The sequence below is a fragment of the Pseudomonas sp. genome (assembly GCF_030683065.1).
GTDB lineage: Bacteria > Pseudomonadota > Gammaproteobacteria > Pseudomonadales > Pseudomonadaceae > Aquipseudomonas.
In genome coordinates this window covers 51,235-67,317 of sequence record NZ_JAUXMX010000062.1, presented here as the reverse complement: position 1 = coordinate 67,317, position 16,083 = coordinate 51,235, and the positions used below count along the sequence as shown (strand labels likewise).

Genomic DNA, 16,083 nt, shown 5'->3' with positions numbered 1-16,083 from the left:
ATAGTCGGGCCCAGCCGTTTTTGTGATTACACACTATGAGCAACTCTGAAGTACCCCGTGACCCCCAGACCTTCGTACTCTGGCGCGAAGCCCAGGACACACGAATCCGCACCCGCCTGGGCGGCATCTATTACCTGCTGGCGTGGTTACTGACCTGGCTGTTCAGCGACAGCCCGACCGAGCTGCTGGCCTGGGGCCTCGCGGGGGCAGCCTTGTTCGCCCTGATGTTCGCGCTGCGCCTGCTTCATCGCCTGCCCGCAGAGGAGACGCCCCACACGCTGCGCAGCTGGCTCGATCGCCATTGGGCATTGGTCCTGCTGACCGCGCTGGCCTGGGGTCTGACCCATGCCTGGAGCCTCAGCGACCCGGCATTCACCAGCTCCTGGCTGATCGCCACCCTCAGCACCATCGCCTTCAGCACGGCGATGGCCTTCAACTTTTCGATGCGCAAGGGCCGCGCCATCGTCGCCCTGCTCCTGCTCTACCTGCCCGGACTGGTCATACTGGCCGTGGATTGGCGCGAGCAGCAGGCGACCCTGATCACCCTGGCCTTCTACCTGAGCTATCTGATCCTGGCACTCAAGCGCAGCCACCGCGAGTACCAAAACACCCTGGCGCTTGAGCTCGAGCTGCTGGAACAACAGCAACGCCTGGAACAACTCAGTCGCACCGACAGCCTGACCCAACTGGGCAATCGCTATCAGTTCAACAACCTGTTTTCGGTGATGGTCGCCAGCGCCCAGCACCAGAATGGTCCGATGTCGCTGATACTGCTGGATATCGACTTCTTCAAGCGGGTCAACGACCAACACGGCCATGCCTGCGGCGACGCCTGCCTCAGTGCCTTCGCCGAACGCATGCGCCAGGTATTCCGCCGCGACAGCGATGCCCTGCTGCGCCTGGGTGGCGAGGAGTTCGGCGTGCTGATGCCCAACACCACCCTGGAGCAGGCCTGCCTGCTGGCCGAGAGTTTTCGCCAGGAACTGACCCAACACGGCTTCAGCGTAAAGGGCAGCGACCTGCCACTGACCGCCAGCCTCGGCGTCGGCTGCTTCGACACGCAGCGCGACGACAGCGCCGAAGCATTCTACAAGCGCGTCGACGCTGCGCTTTATCAAGCCAAGGGTGCAGGGCGCAACTGCCTGGTGCAGGCCTGAAAGCCCCAATCTGCAACCGCCCTACACGCGAAAACTGCCCATCTGCCTGGCCAGATCATCGGCCAGCTCACTCAGGGTCTGGCAGTCCGCACGACAGCTTTGCACCTCACCGGCAGTGGCATGGGCCAGGTCGACGATACCCTGGACGTTGCGGTTAATTTCCTCGGTCACCGCCGCCACCACCAATTTCCACCAACGCACTGGTGACCCGGCGAATCGGCCGCACCAGGCCACGCGCCAACAGCACTACCTACGAATACAGCACCACCCCCTGCTTACCGCTGCGTTTACGCTGATACATCGCCTGATCAGCCTGGCGCATCAGGGTCTCGGTATCCGGCTCGATACCGTCGCTGAAACTGATGCCGATGCTCGCACCAACGCTGACACTCAGGTTATCCAGCGCCACAGGCAAACTGATCACATGCAACAGCCGCTCCGCCAGCAGCAGAACGTCCTGCCGCTCAAGAATGCCTTCAGTGAGCAGAATGAACTCATCACCACCCAGCCGGGCGACCAGGTCGCTACTGCGGGCAAACGCCTGTAACCGTGTGGCAATCTCGATCAATACCCGATCACCGACCGCATGCCCCCATTCGTCATTGATATTCTTGAAGCCGTCCAGATCGATCAACACCAGCGCCAGCAACTCGCCGCGGCGCTGGGTGCGCAACATGGCCTTTTGCATATGGCTGGCCAGGGCGGTTCGGTTAGCCATCCCGGTCAGCGGGTCCTGCATGGCCTGCACGGCCAGGCGGGCGTTGGCGTCGGCCAGCGCTTCAGTGCGCTCGGCAACCCGCTGCTCCAGCACCTTTTCTTGCTGCAGTGCGGCGGCCAGGGCCTGTTTCTGCGCCTCTTCCTGCAACCGTTTGAGCTGATTGAAGCGCGCCGCCAGACCCAGCGAGAGCAGCAACATCTCAATGGCCGAGCCAATCTGCATGGCGTTGACGGTGATGAAGTTGGACGGGATCATGCCGAAATTACGCAGCGCCAACAGGGTGCCGCCGATCAGCAGCACCAGCCAGGCCAGCACGAATATCTGCGCCCCCGGCACTCGCTTGGCCACACAAATCAACCCGCTGACCAACAGCACCACAGTGGTGATCAGGCCAACGATAGACATCAACTGCAGGGCCAGCTGCACCTCGATCAGCAACGTGCCGAGGGTCGCCAGCGCCGCCAGACTCGCCCACACGCGCAGGTAACGATCGAGCCTCGGCGTGCGCCGCGCAGTAGACAAAAACGCTTGGGCAAACAACACCCCGAGCGTGGCCGATAGACACAGGCCTAGGGGCAGCAGCCGATTGCCCAGCTCACCCAGATTGGGCCACAGGTATTGCGCACCAAGGCCGTTGATGGCCAGGACGCCCACCCCAAAGCTGGCGATAAAGCACACATACAAAATAAATGAGCGCTCACGCAGCACCGCGAACAGCAACAGGTTGTAGCTGCCCAATGCCAGCAAGGCGCCGAAATACAGCGCCAGCAACACATAGCCCTTTTGGCTGTGTTGCTGAAAGTCCGCCGCCGGCCATAACCGGCTAGCCAGGGTCAGGCTGCCCTCGGAGTGGACACGCATCAACAGCCTGCGCTGTTCCCCGGGGGCAAGACGCAGGGCGAACAGCGGATTGCGGTGACCGATGCTGCGCTCACCATAGGCCAGGGTGTCGCCGGCGTGCTGAATGTGTATCCCATCCGCACCGATGCTGTAGAGACTGACCTGGTCAAGCGAGGCGTAGCTCATCTCGATCAGCCAATCGCTAACCTCGTCTGCCGTGGAGACCAGCTCGAAGCTCAGCCAGAGATGATCATGGGTATAGCCGAAATTCAGATCGCGGCGCTCACTGGCCGGACGAAACTGCTCGACCTGCTGGCGCACCTGCTCGACCTGCAGGCTGCCCGACGGGTCACGCAGATAGCTGATGTAGGGCTGCAAATCGATGGCACCAAGACGGTCAGCAACTCTCAGCACCGGCGGCTCGGCAACCGCCACGGGGCTGACCAGCAGCAGCATGCAAGCCAACAAGCGCAGCAAGGCCAAAAGACCAACAATCGCGAACTTATTCGGCAAGGCCAACCCTCCTACACCACGTCTCTCTAGTAGCATCGTGCCACCCTCTTGGGCTTGAAGATAGCTCAGCACGCCTACTCACTCACACTGAAGTCCAGGCGTGCGGTCTGGCCACTCTGATCCAGCACGCTGAGCTGGTAACGACCGCTGCGGGTAAAGGCATGGTTGAAGCTGGCCTCGGCTGCAGTCTGACCCAACGGCTGGCCATTGACGAACCACCAGTGCTGGCCCGTGCCACCGAGTGCGGAAAGGCGCAGACGCAGCGGCTCGGTACTGCCCGCCGGGCGGCGCAGGCGGTCGCCCTGGCGCACCCCGACAATCGACAGCGGCGCGACCAGCGCGGTCCCGTGCGGCGGGCATGCCGGGTCGCTGGCCGGCAAGCGCGCGCTGCGCCGCTCGGCACGCGGCAGCCAGGGCTCCAGCTGCGCGGGCCACAGGGCAACGCTCTGCAGTTGGGCGCCAGGGCAGCCGGCAGCGACACGCAGACCGCCAGCGTTGAGCCAACGTTGTTCCTGCAGGCCCAAACCCAACGGCTGATCCAGTGCCTGCAGGGTCGGTGGCGTGGTGCCGGCCAGGGTCCAGGCGAAACGCTGGCGCCGGCAGTTGGGGTCGGCCTTGGCCAATGGCTGACCCAGCGGCCAGCAGATTGCCGCCACGCCAACCTCTGCCGGTTGTGGATCGGCCGGCACGCCAAGGCCGCGCTGGCTGTCGCGGTTGCTCAGCAGGTCGTGCACTTGCAGCAACAAGGGCGCCGCCGAGGCCAGGCCGAACTGACCGGGCACCGGGGTGCCGTCCGGGCGACCGATCCAGATGCCGATGACATGGCGCGGCGCCACGCCGATCGCCCAGGCATCGCGAAAGCCATAGCTGGTACCGGTTTTCCAGGCCAGGCTTGGCCGCTGCACCAACTGTGCGCGCGGATCACCGTCCGGCCGCGCCTGGCCACTGAGAATGCGCCGCACGATCCAGGCGCCACCGGGCGACAACAGGCGCCGCTCCAGCAGTGCATCCTGCGGCTGGAAACGCAGACGCGCCGCCTTGCCGCCACGGGCGAAGGCGCTGTAGCCGCCAACCAACTCTTCCAGACGGCTGCCGGCGCCGCCGAGAATCAGCGCCAGGTTCGGCTCGGCCAACGACGGCAAGGCCAGCGGCACCCCGACGCTGCGCAGCTCGCCGGCGAAACGCTTTGGCCCATAGGCTTCCAGCAACTGCACCGCTGGCAGGTTGAGCGACGTGGCCAAGGCCTCGCTGGCTGACACCGCGCCACTGAAACCGGCGCCGAAGTTGCCCGGACGGTAGTCGCCGTAACGCCGCGGCACGTCTTGCAACAAGGATTCGGAATGGATCAGCCCGGCGTCCAGCGCCATGCCATAAAGGAAGGGCTTGAGGGTCGAGCCGGGCGAACGCACAGCGCTGATCATGTCGACATGGCCGAAGCGTTTGCCATCACCGATATCCACCGAGCCGAGGTAAGCGCGCACCGCCATGCTCGGCTGTTCGACCACCAGAATCGCCGCCGACGTGCGCTCCGGCAGGCGTGCGCGCCAGCCCAGCAGCAGGTCCTCCAGGCGGCGTTGCAAGGCGGCATCGACAGTGGTGCGAATCAACGGCGGGCTGCCGGGGCGGTTCAGTCGCCGCGCCAGCAAGGGTGCCAAACGCGGCTCCTGGCGCGGCGCCAGCAGCACCGGTTCCTCCAGGGCATCCGCGATCGCCGCATGCGGCCACACCGCGAAACGGTCCAGGCGCTTGAGTACCTTGTCCCGTGCTGCCTGGGCCCGCTCGGGATGACGATCCGGACGCAGGCGGCTGGGGGCCTGCGGCAGCACTGCGAGCAACGCCGCTTCGGCGCGGGTCAGGTTGGCCGGGGCCTTGCCCAGATAGCTCCAACTGGCTGCGGCCACGCCTTGTAGGGTGCCGCCGAAAGGCGCGCGATTGAGGTAAAGGCCAAGAATCTCGTCCTTGGACAAATGCCACTCCAACTGCACGGTGCGCCACAGTTGCTTGAACTTGCCGGCGTAACTGCGCGCATGCGGATCGAGCAGCCGCGCCACCTGCATTGACAGGGTGCTGCCGCCGGAGAGCACACGCCCACCCCTGAGGTTTTGCCAGGCCGCGCGGCCCAGGGCCAACGGATTGACCCCGGGATGCTGGTAAAACCAGCGATCCTCGTAGGTCAGCAGCGCGTCCAGGTAATAGGGCGAAACCTCTTCAGGGCTGATCGGGTAGCGCCACACACCGTCATGATCGGCAAAACGCCACAGCGGCGTGCCGTCCTCAGCCAATACCACCCGCGCCATGTCGTCTTCCGGCAACGGCAGCGGGAACAGGCGATCGGCCGCTAGCAGCACCAGCATCAGGCACAGGGGCGCAGCCAGCCATGGGCGGCGCAGTACAGGCCATAGTCCGGCGACTCGGCCGGTCAGCTTAAGCACGCGAAACTCCTTGTATAGTGAATCCAGCGCCCGCGCCCACATGCAACCCGCACGTGGCAGGAACCCAGCGCCGCCGTCTGACGCCCAATAGCCCTGCGATAGCGCAAAATGACTGGCACACTGGCGTCCGCTAACAACTACACCAGACGAACTGGAACAGAAAAAATATGAGTGTTGAAGGTTTTTTTGAATCCCTCGGCCAGGCGTTCGGCGCGGTCATCCGCTTTATCGTCGAAGGCCTGAGCGGGTTCTTCCGCCTATTTGGCGATGCGTTCGGCGGCTTTATCGATGGTATGTCCAAGGCGCTGGGCATTACGCCGTCACTGCTCGGCATGCTCGTGCTGGTCATGGGTCTACTGCTGCTCTACGCCGCCGTGCGTGCCTTTCTGCGCCGCTCGATCATCGCCGGTTTGATCTGGCTGTTCTTCGGCCTGTGGCTACTCGGCGGGCTGATCAGTTAGCTACCTCTACTTGCATTTCCCCGGATTGCATCAGGACTACGGGTCGCTTTTGTAGCCCGGATGAAATCCGGGGAGCGATCTCACTCCCCGGCCCGGATCACCGCTTCTTCCGCACCGCCAGCCCAATCCACCGGCAATACTCCACGCTGCACATGGCGATGAAAGCTGGAGTGTGGCCAGTCTCGTACCCGTTCGACCAGGCCGTGCGTCAGCGGGTTGATATGAATGTAATCCACATGGGCGGCGAAATCGCGCTCATCGCGAATCAGGTGCTCCCAGAAGCGCCGCTGCCAAAGATTGGCTTCGCCTTTGCCGTTAAGCCTGACCGTGTTGTCCGGCAGGGCTCGCAACGCCGCCACGAATGTCGACTTGAACAGGCGGATACGCGAGGAAAAATCGGCATCGTCCTTGGGTAGGGTCATCAGCAGATGCAGGTGGTCCGGTAGTAACACGATGGCGGGTAAACGACAGGGCTTTTGCCGACACGCGAGGCGTAGGGCTTCGCCCAATTCGTGGTGATGTCGAACCAGCATGTCACTGCTGCGATCCTGCAACGTCAGTGTGAGGAAGTAGCAGGCTCCGGGCGTTCTTGCCCTGCGGTAATGCACCATGTTGCAAACCTCCGTGTCTGAAAGATTTCCCCGGATTGCATCCGGGCTACGAGAGCATGAACGCATGCTTTGGTAGCCTGGATAAAATCCGGGGAGGGCTATAGCCGACTCAACGTTCCTTGACCTCCAACCGCCCCGGCGTTTCGCCCAACGCCTGCCAGTTCGGCCGGTACATAGATTCCACCTGCGGTGGCGGTATGCGGTAGCTGCCGGGGGTGACGGCGCGGGCCAGGTAGAGCAGGTGGCTGGTGGCGTAGCCGCTGACGTCCAGGGCCGCGACATAACGATCGCCGCGAAACTCCTGATGCTTGATGCTGGCGTCGTGCATCGACTTTTGCCACTCCTGCACCGCGCTGCCGGCGTCTTGCAGGCTGGCGGTGCTTTGCGCGAGGTTCTGGTTTTCCAGTTCCAGACCGGCGGGCAGCAGGTCAACGACCAGGGCATCCGGCACCCGCTGCCTGGCCGTTACGGCCAGATGCACCAGCACCAGTTCGCCGCTTTTCAGGGCAGACAGATCCAGCGGCTCGCCGTCCATGCCGAGGTACTCGCGGTAGATGCTCAGGTTTTCGCCGCCTGCCGCCGGGGCCTTGAGCGGGTAGCCGGACAGAGTCAGCTGTTGATACAACGGTTCGCTGCCGGGATTGCCGATGGTCATCGGCGCGGCCAGTTGGCTGCCGTCCAGCTTGAGCGCCGACTGGCTATTGCTCAGTTCGAACTCGAACGCCCCGCTGTTTACACCGGCGCGCCAGGCGGGTTCCGGCTTGCCGAGCAGATTGCGCCCGGCCAGGTACAGTGCATTGCGCTCCTGGGTCGACAGCCACTGCTGGCCTGCAACCTCATCGGCCAAGGCGAACAGCCGCTCTTCGCGGTGGCCGGCGGCCAGGTCATGCTCCTCCAGCAACGCCAGGATCAGCGCCTGGTCGCGCAACGGGCTGCCATAGTCGGCCAACCAGTTGTCGCGCTCGCGGCTGCGCGCCAGGCCAGCGGCCAGGGCATCGTCGGCACGCGGCTGGTCGCCCATCTTCTGCAAGGCCACGGCCAGGTGCACCAGCGGCAGGCCGGACTGTGCATCGGCGCGGCGCTCATACAGGCTGCGCAAGGCGCCGAGCGGTGCCTGTTGGCTGCGCGCCAGCACATAAGCGGCATACGCCTGCACGGCGAAGCGGCTGTGGTTGGCGTTGTCGCTGTAGTTGACCTCGATCAGGTTGCGCTCCTGCACATAGCGCAGCAGCCGCTCGCTGGCCTTTTTCAACGCCTCGGGTGGCACGCCGAAACCCTGCTCGCGGGCACGCAGCAGGAAGTCGCTGACGTAAGCGCTCAGCCAGTATTCCTCGTCGCCGTCGGCGCCCCACAGGCCGAAACTGCCGTTATGCCGCTGCATGCTCAGCAGCCGCTCGATACCCAACTCGATGGCGCGTCGGCGTTGCTCATCCGGCTCGGCTTCCAGGCCCAGGCGCTTGAGGGTCGCCGCATCGGCATACAACGACGGGTACAGGCCGCTGGTGGTCTGCTCCAGACAACCGTAGGGATAAGCCTTGAGCGCGCGGATCTGTTCGCCGAGGTTGAGCGGCGGCCGACTGGAGATCGCCAGACGCGCCTCCAGCCCGGCTGGCTCGAAGGCCTCCAGGACGCCCGCAGGCAGGCTCCAGGGCTGATCCTTGAGTACCGCACGGAAGTGTTGCAGCTGCGCCGGATAGGCTGGGCGCACGCCCAGGGTCCACTCGCGATGCAGCGGTGGCAGGTCTTCACCGGGCAGCTGCAGCCCGTGCACCGTCACGGTGAAACGGCCTTGACCGTAACCGCCGAGGGCGCGCACTGGAATGCGCAGGATAGTGCGCTGGCCATCGGCCAAAGCGAACGTAGTCGCTGCAGCAGCCGGCTCGATCAAGCTCAACTGGTCCTCGGCAGCGACCTGTACCTGCAGTTGTTGGGCCTGACCGGACAGGTTGCTCAGGTCCAGGGCCAAGGTGGTTTCATCGCCACCGGCAAGGAAGCGCGGTGCCGACAGCTCGGCAATAAGAGGCGCAGCAACCAGCGTCTTGCCTTCACCCATGCCGTAGTGCTCGTCGCTCCAGGCTTGCGCCATCAAGCGCAGTTCGCCGTTGAAATCGGGGATATCCAGGCTGACTTCGCCCTCACCCTGCTCATCGAGCTGCAACGGCTGGCTCTGCAGGGCGACGATCAGCACGCTGGTATCCGGGCGTTTACCACCGCCCGCCAACGCCGCATCGCCACCGAAGGCCAGTTTGGCGACCCGCCCCTGGCCTGCTTCGATCAGCTGCCCGTAGATATCCAGCTGATCGGCGCCGTAGGCCTTGCGACCGAAGAAGCTGGCGAAGGGATCGGGCGTGGCGTAGTCAGTGATATTGAGGATGCCGACATCCACCGCCGCCACCAGCACCTGCGCCTGTTTCGGGATGCTGCCGTCGGCGTTGCGCGCCTGTACCTTGACGGTGAGCGGCTGATTGGGACGCAGCTTTTCCGCTGCGGTCAGGGTCAGTGCCAGCTTGCGCGGTGCACGCTGCAGCGGCAGATGGAGCAGGCCGACCGCACGTTTAGGCGTGGCATTGCTCTTGCGCTCGCCGGGACGGATCACCAGCGCGCTGACATACAGATCATGCCGCGCCCAATCCTTGGCAATCGGAATCGCGAAGGTCTTGCCCTCGGCCGGCACCTCCACTTCTTGCCACCACAGCGGCCCTTCGCTGGACTCCACCATCAGGTAGCCCTTGCCCGCAGCAGGCGGGGTGACGGTGACCTGAGCGGTGTCGCCATCGACATACGCCGGTTTATCCAGCGCCAGCTTGACCTGATCCGGGCGCACCGCGCCGCCGTCGGCGTTGTCCTGCCAGCGGTAACCGGCCCAGAAGCGCAGGCTACTGAGCAGGCCGGTCTGGGCGTCGATCACTTCAATCCGATACGGGCCCCACTCCACCGGGAAGCTGATCTTGGCGGTGCCGCCAGCGGCGACCTTGAGGGTTTCTTCGCCCGAGGTGAGGAATTTCTCGCTGTAGTTGTGGCTCCAGCCATCGCTTTCGGAGAAGTTCCAGAAGTAGTCACGGCGCTCACGGATCAGGCGCACGCTGAGCTGATCAGCTGCCAACTTGTTGCCCTCGGCATCGGCCACCAGCACTTCGAACTCGGCCAGACTGTCGGCGTCCACTTCTTCGCCATCGAACAGCCCGCGCACCCCTGGCAAACGCTCTGCCGGCCACACCGGCTGGACCAGGCGGCGGGTGATCGGCCGGCCGCCGGACTCCTGCAAACTGGCCTGCAGGATCAGCTTCAATGGCGACTTGGCCTCACGCCAGCGGCTGTCGGTACTCAGGCTGGTTTTGCCTTGCTGGTCCAGGCTGGTTTCATCCAGCTCGATGTCCTGACTCAATTCTTCCTCGGTGACCGAACCGAACTGGTAACCCGGCAAGCTGGCCACCGCTTCACGCAGCGGGCGCACGTAAAGCTGACCACTGAGGCGATTACCGGCAGCCGGCGCGCCGTACAGATAGCGCCCACTGACCTCGAAACGCGCGCTGTCGCCCGGTTTGAACGGCGCATCGCTGCCCTTCAGCTCCAGCGCCAGACGCTCGGGCAGGAAGTCTTCGACGGAGAATTCGTACAGCTGAGGCGTACCGTCGCCGAGGTCGAAGAGCAGTTGCCAGCGCCCGGTCGGCGCCTCCTCGGCCAAGTGCAGCTGGTACTGGTAGAGACCGGAGGCATCTGCCTGCCAGACGAACTTGCGACTGACCTGCTCGTCCGGCCGACGTACCTCGACATGCACCGGCTGAGCCTTGAGCGCGCGGCCGTCGGCATCGCGCAGCAGGCCGTTGAGCAGCACGGTTTCGCCGGGACGATAGAGGTCACGCGGGCCGAACACGAAAAATTGCAGCGGATGCGCCTGCGGGCCGGCGATGTCGAACTCGGCCAAGTCCAGCGCCGGACCGTTCAGGCGCAGCAAGCTGGTCTGCTCGCCCAGGTGCGCCAAAAGCACCTCGGCCTTGGCCGGCAGCACCAGTTCGGCATGCCCGGCGCTGTCGGTTTTACCCTCGCCCAGCAACTGGCCCTTGCCATCGAGCAACTCCAGCTCGACGTCGGCCAGCGCCGCGCCACCGGCCAGGGCCTGGGTGAAGACATCCAGGCGGTTGCTGTAGCGGCGAGCAGACAGGCCAATATCGCTCAGGGTGAACAGGGTGGCAGGCTGCGAGTAGCTATAGCTGCCCGCCGCGCGCATCACCGCCAGGTACACCCCGGGTTGCTTGAACGGCGGCAAATCGGCAATCGGCAGCAGCAGCGTCTCACGCGTGTTGCGCGGCGGATCGAGGTCGAAGCGGCCGCCGTAGACCAGCTCGGCCATCGGTAACAGCTGTTGCGCCTCCCAGGTGTCGAGGTTGCTGCTGCGTCCCCACTGTTCGAGAAAGCGCGGCAGCGCCTGCGGCTTGATGCGAAAGAACTCGACGTTGACCTTGTCTACATTCAGCGCAATCACCGGCAGACCTTCGGCCAGGCGCGTCGGCAGCAACGAGCCACGGCTGGCGAAGCCGACACTGGCCTGCAGATCGCGGGTCTGCAGGCGGCTGACATATTCGCCAGCCAGTTGCTTGCCGGTCAGTGCCTGCAGCCCGGCATCCACCGTCAGCACCAGTTTGCGCTTGGGTTGCAGGTGACGCAGGCGCAGCTCCATCAGGTTGTCGCTCAGCTCCCAGGCACCGTCGACCTTGCCGCTTTTAGTGTCGACCAGGTGCAGGCGTTCGGCGAACTGCTGCTCGGGCGCAAGCGGCACGGAAAAGCTCACCGACAGCGCACTGGCGCCATCCACCTGCACTTCGGAAACATCCACCACGCTCAGCGCGCGTCCGGCATAACGCTCACGCAGCGCCGCGCGATCAGCGTCCGAGGTGGCCGTAGCGCTATTGATCGCGGCGGTGCTCGGACTGACGTTGGCGGGTTCGGGCGTGGAGGAATCACAGGCGCTGAGCAGGCTCAGGACAAGTGCCAGAAGCAGTCCTTTGTTCGGCATTGCAGGCTCCAACAGAATGGTAGGTGCAGGAGCCAGTTACTATAGCCGAGCCGCACGGCAAAACTGCACATGACGCACGGGCAACCGGGCAACCGGGCAACCGGGACATGGGTTCACTATCGCCGTAGTAGGCGAGCGTTTTTTTCACCCGCGCTCAGGCGCAGAGGTCACAAACTTCGGCATGAGGCGCCAGTCTGAAAAACTCGTCGACCGACAGGTGCACCAGGCTTTCGTGATCTCCGGCTTCCAGGTAGATGTCCTGGTGACGCGCCAGCATCGGGTCGATCAGCATCTCGAGGCCATAGACCTCGCCCGCAGCCGGTATGGCGCCGCGCTCACAATCCTTGAACAGACGGACCAGCGCTTGCTCGCCACTGAGCTGCCAACGCAGTGTGCCCTTGCGTACCTTGCTCAGATCCAATTGCCGATTGGCCGGCAACACCGCCATCAGGTAATGCCCGCGACGATCATCAAGAATCACCGACTTGGCCATGCGCGCCGCGGGAATCCCGGCCTTGCGCGCCGACTCCAGGCTGGTCGCCGAAGGCTCGTGTTCGACCAGTTTGAACTGACAGTGCGCCCGCTGCAGGCTGCGTTCCAAGGTTTGTGCCATATGCATGAGCCACCTCCTCGACCGCTTGCTTAACGGTCATTACCGATTGCCTGCTGCAAGTCTAGTCAACCTGGTAATGCGCAACGACGAAGCCAAGAAACCCTTGCTGCTATAGCGCGGCAGGCTTAGTCGAAAAGGCACTATAGAGTTGCCGCGGGCCTATAATCGGCGTTTGCTCGGAGTCGCCATGACCACACTGCTCGCCGCCTGGCAGCACGCGCCCACCCACAAACGGGTCTGGGCCCTGGCTGCGCCGATGATCTTGTCCAACCTGTCGGTGCCGCTGGTGGCGCTGGTCGACAGCGCCGTGATCGGCCATCTGCCCCACGCCCATCAACTGGCGGCCGTGGCGATTGGCGGCAGCCTGTATACCTTGCTGACCTGGGCAGTCGGTTTCCTGCGCATGGGCACCACCGGTTTCGCCGCCCAGGCCGCCGGCCGGGAAGATGGCGGCGCGTTGCGCCAGGTGTTGCTGCAAGGCCTGCTGCTCGGCGGGCTGCTGGCGTTGGTCTTGATCCTGCTGGCGCTGCCGCTCAGTGGCGCAGCGCTGAGCCTGATGCAACCCTCGGCGGAGCTGGATGCGCTGGCCCGCAGCTACTTGCACATTCGCCTGCTCGGCCTGCCCGCGGTGCTGGCCACCTATGCCCTGATCGGCTGGCTGCTCGGCACCCAGAACGCCCGCGGGCCGCTGGCGATCCTGCTGACCACCAACCTGCTCAACGTGGCGCTGGATTTGCTGTTTGTACTCGGCCTGCACTGGGGCGTGGCCGGCGCGGCCTGGGCCTCGGTAATCGCCGAATGGAGCGGCGCGCTGCTCGGCCTGTGGCTGACACGCCGCGCGCTAAGCGGTTATGCCGGGCAAATCGACTGGCCGGCACTGCGCCGCTGGCTGAACTGGCGGCCGCTGCTGGCGGTCAATCGCGACATCTTTATCCGCACCCTGGCCCTGCAGTTGGTGTTTTTCCTGATTACCGTACAAGGTTCGCGCCTGGGCGATGCCACGGTGGCGGCCAATGCCTTGTTGCTCAACGGCTTGTTGCTTACTGCCCACGCCCTCGATGGCCTCGCCCACGCGGTGGAAGCGCTGTGCGGCCACGCCCTCGGGGCTCGTGATCGGCAGACCTTGCGCCGCAGCCTGATCGTCGCAGGCGGCTGGTCGCTACTGGCCAGCCTCGGCTTTGCCCTGTTGTTCCTGTTCGGCGGGCACTGGTTCATCGGCCTGCAAACCAATATCGTCCCGGTGCGTACCCTGGCCCTCGACTACCTGCCGTACCTGGCACTGCTGCCATTGCTGGCGGTGTGGAGTTACCTGCTCGACGGCCTGTTCATCGGCGCCACCCGGGCGCGGGAGATGCGCAACGCCATGCTCCTGGCCGTTGCGTTGAGCCTGCCGCTGGCCTGGTGGCTGCAAGCATTCGGCAATCACGGCCTGTGGCTGGCCTTTCTCTGCTTTATGCTGCTGCGCAGCCTTTGTCTTGGGGTCTACGCGTACCAGCTGACCCGCGATGACCGTTGGTTCAGCGCTGTGCCTGCACGTTCTGCCGACTGAGCGCCGTCCATGCGCGGTCCAAGCATCAGCGCCTAGGGTGCGCATGGCGCACCCTGGGGTCTGTGGGGCAGATTCGTAGCCCGGCTGCCCTACTCGCCGTGCTGCCGTGTGGTGCGCCGCGGGCAACACACGACAGGAGTCGCCTCAGGACGACAGGTAGGACGAGCGGGTCAGGCCTAGGCGCAGGGCATCGAGGAACTGGGTGCGCTCGCGGGGGCTGATCTTGGCGTTGGCGACCTTGTCGCGGTAGTGGGTCATCAACTCCTCCGGCGACAGGTGCACATAACGCAGCATGTCCTCGATGGTGTCGTGGGTCTCGATCCCGGCGTGGTAAACGCTGCCGTCATTGTTCTGGTAGATGTTTACCGAGTCGGTATCACCGAACAGGTTGTGCATGTCACCGAGAATTTCCTGGTAAGCGCCGACCAGGAAGATCCCCAGCAGGTAGTCCTCACCTTCGCGAACTTCGTGCACCGGCAGGCTGGTCTCGATGCTTTGCTCGTCGACGTACTGCTTGATCTTGCCGTCGGAGTCGCAGGTCAGGTCCTGCAGCACGGCCCGGCGCAGCGGCTCTTCATCGAGGCGATGCAACGGCAGAATCGGCAGCACCTGGCCAATCGCCCAGGTGTCCGGCAGGCTCTGGAACACCGAGAAGTTGCAGATGTACTTGTCGGCCAACTTGTCGTTGAGTTCGTCGAGCACCTGGCGATGCGAACGCTGACGGGCCTTCAGCGAGTTGTACAGGCGCCGGCATACGGCGAAGTAGCACTGCTCGGCCAGGGCCTTGTCGGTCAGGCCGATCTTGCCATCGGCGTACTGGCTGGCCACGTCGCTCATGTAGTGGGTGGCGCGCCAGTAGGTTTCGGTGACCATCTCGATATCGGTCGGGCCGAGCAGCTCGATCAGGTAACGCACGGTTTCCGGCAGGCTGGTGACATCTTCGATCTTGGGGATCTGGTCGTTGTGCTTCTCCACATCGGTGACCTGCACCACCAGCATGGCGTGGTGCGCGGTCAGCGCACGGCCGCTCTCGGAGAAGATGTGCGGGTGCGGCAGTTCCTGGGCATCGCAGAACTCTTTCAACATGCCAACTACCACACCGGCGTAGTCGTCCATGTCGTAGTTGATCGAGCTGGCGTTGCGCGAGTGAGTGCCGTCGTAGTCGACCCCAAGGCCGCCGCCGACATCAATATGATCGACCGGCAGACCCAGGCCACGCAGCTCGCCGTAATAGCGGATGGCTTCCTTGAAGCCGTGCTGGTAGTCGGCTAGGTTGGCGATCTGCGAACCCATGTGGAAGTGCAGCAGACGGATGCCCTGATCCAGCCCGGCAACCCGGAAGCGCTCGACCACCGACAACAGCTGCGCCGCCGACAGGCCGAACTTGGATTTCTCACCGCCGGTGTCGGCCCACTTCGAGGACGCCAGTGAGGACAGGCGCACACGCAAGCCGATCTGCGGAGCGACATTGAGTTCGGCCGCCTCCTCGATCACCAACTGCACCTCGGATTCTTTCTCGATCACGATGAACACGTTGTGGCCGAGCTTCTGTCCCATCAGCGCCAGCTTGATGAACTCGCGGTCCTTGTAGCCATTGCAGACGATGGTGCCGCCCTTCGGTGCCAAGGCCAGCACGGCCAGCAGCTCGGGCTTGGAGCCGGCTTCCAGGCCAATGGAGACATTCTGGGTGGCGATGATGTTCTCGATCACCGCTTCCTGCTGATTGACCTTGATCGGGTAGAGCGCGGTGTACTGGCTCTGGTAGTCCAGGCGCGCGATGTTGGCGTCGAAAGCACCTGTCAACTGGCGCACGCGATCCTGCAGGATGTCCGGAAACCGCACCAATAACGGCAGGCTGAGGCCGCTCTGGCGCAGCTCTTCGACCTGTTTGAACAGGTCGATCGGGGTACTCTCGGGCCCGTTCGGACGCACCTCGACGCAGCCTTGCTCATTGATCGCGAAATAACCCGCACCCCAATGGCGAATGCCATAAACGCTGCGACTGTCCGCTACTGTCCACTGGCTGCCGTCATCTTTGCGTGTGCGTCGTGCAGACATCGAGGTCTCCCTTACTGGCGATTGAGGCGCCGGATCAACCGGCGCCCATACAGATTAAACTCTGGAAATGACAATTGCCCGGCAATGGACTGGCCATGTGCCGAGTAAATTTAGAAA

General features: G+C 64.1%; 10 protein-coding genes. 3 read left to right on the top strand and 7 right to left on the bottom strand.

Annotation, left to right across the window (positions count from 1 at the left end):
* Positions 1-35: 35 nt before the first annotated feature.
* Positions 36-1,157, top strand: a complete 1,122-nt coding sequence (locus tag Q8K09_RS19640) for a diguanylate cyclase (RefSeq protein WP_305256674.1) — start codon at positions 36-38, stop codon at positions 1,155-1,157.
* Between the two features lie 21 nt (positions 1,158-1,178).
* On the opposite strand, the gene Q8K09_RS19635 is transcribed toward Q8K09_RS19640, so the two are convergent.
* From Q8K09_RS19635 to pbpC, 3 genes are all read right to left on the bottom strand, one after another.
* Positions 1,179-1,328: a hypothetical protein gene (locus Q8K09_RS19635; RefSeq protein WP_305256785.1), complete on the bottom strand. Its 150-nt coding sequence runs from the start codon at positions 1,326-1,328 to the stop codon at positions 1,179-1,181.
* 79 nt (positions 1,329-1,407) lie between these two features.
* Positions 1,408-3,228 carry a diguanylate cyclase gene (locus Q8K09_RS19630; RefSeq protein WP_305256673.1) on the bottom strand — a complete coding sequence of 607 codons (1,821 nt, stop codon included), beginning with the start codon at positions 3,226-3,228 and terminating at the stop codon, positions 1,408-1,410.
* Between the two features lie 74 nt (positions 3,229-3,302).
* Positions 3,303-5,618 carry a peptidoglycan glycosyltransferase PbpC gene (gene pbpC, locus Q8K09_RS19625; RefSeq protein WP_305256781.1) on the bottom strand — a complete coding sequence of 772 codons (2,316 nt, stop codon included), beginning with the start codon at positions 5,616-5,618 and terminating at the stop codon, positions 3,303-3,305.
* A gap of 209 nt (positions 5,619-5,827) precedes the next feature.
* Between pbpC and Q8K09_RS19620 the strand changes: the two genes are divergently transcribed.
* The gene (locus tag Q8K09_RS19620) at positions 5,828-6,121 is read left to right on the top strand and encodes a hypothetical protein (RefSeq protein WP_305256672.1); all 294 of its coding nucleotides are present in this window, start codon (positions 5,828-5,830) and stop codon (positions 6,119-6,121) included.
* An 80-nt stretch (positions 6,122-6,201) separates the two neighbouring features.
* Here the strand turns inward: Q8K09_RS19620 and Q8K09_RS19615 are convergent, their stop codons facing one another.
* From Q8K09_RS19615 to Q8K09_RS19605, 3 genes are all read right to left on the bottom strand, one after another.
* Entirely contained in the window at positions 6,202-6,654 is a 453-nt protein-coding gene (locus Q8K09_RS19615; protein ID WP_370869585.1) for a transposase, read from the bottom strand.
* Positions 6,655-6,841: 187 nt separating this feature from the next.
* On the bottom strand, positions 6,842-11,746 hold the full coding sequence (locus Q8K09_RS19610; protein ID WP_305256670.1) for an alpha-2-macroglobulin: 4,905 nt from the start codon (positions 11,744-11,746) through the stop codon (positions 6,842-6,844).
* Positions 11,747-11,900: 154 nt separating this feature from the next.
* The gene (locus tag Q8K09_RS19605; protein ID WP_305256669.1) at positions 11,901-12,365 is read right to left on the bottom strand and encodes an aminoacyl-tRNA deacylase; all 465 of its coding nucleotides are present in this window, start codon (positions 12,363-12,365) and stop codon (positions 11,901-11,903) included.
* Between the two features lie 181 nt (positions 12,366-12,546).
* On the opposite strand from Q8K09_RS19605, the gene Q8K09_RS19600 reads away from it, so the two are divergent.
* Positions 12,547-13,908 carry an MATE family efflux transporter gene (locus tag Q8K09_RS19600; RefSeq protein ID WP_305256668.1) on the top strand — a complete coding sequence of 454 codons (1,362 nt, stop codon included), beginning with the start codon at positions 12,547-12,549 and terminating at the stop codon, positions 13,906-13,908.
* Positions 13,909-14,052: 144 nt separating this feature from the next.
* Here Q8K09_RS19600 and speA read toward each other — a convergent pair whose 3' ends face one another.
* Positions 14,053-15,966 (bottom strand): arginine decarboxylase, encoded by a 1,914-nt coding sequence (gene speA / locus Q8K09_RS19595; protein ID WP_305256667.1) that lies wholly within the window; start codon positions 15,964-15,966, stop codon positions 14,053-14,055.
* Between the last annotated feature and the right edge of the window lie 117 nt (positions 15,967-16,083).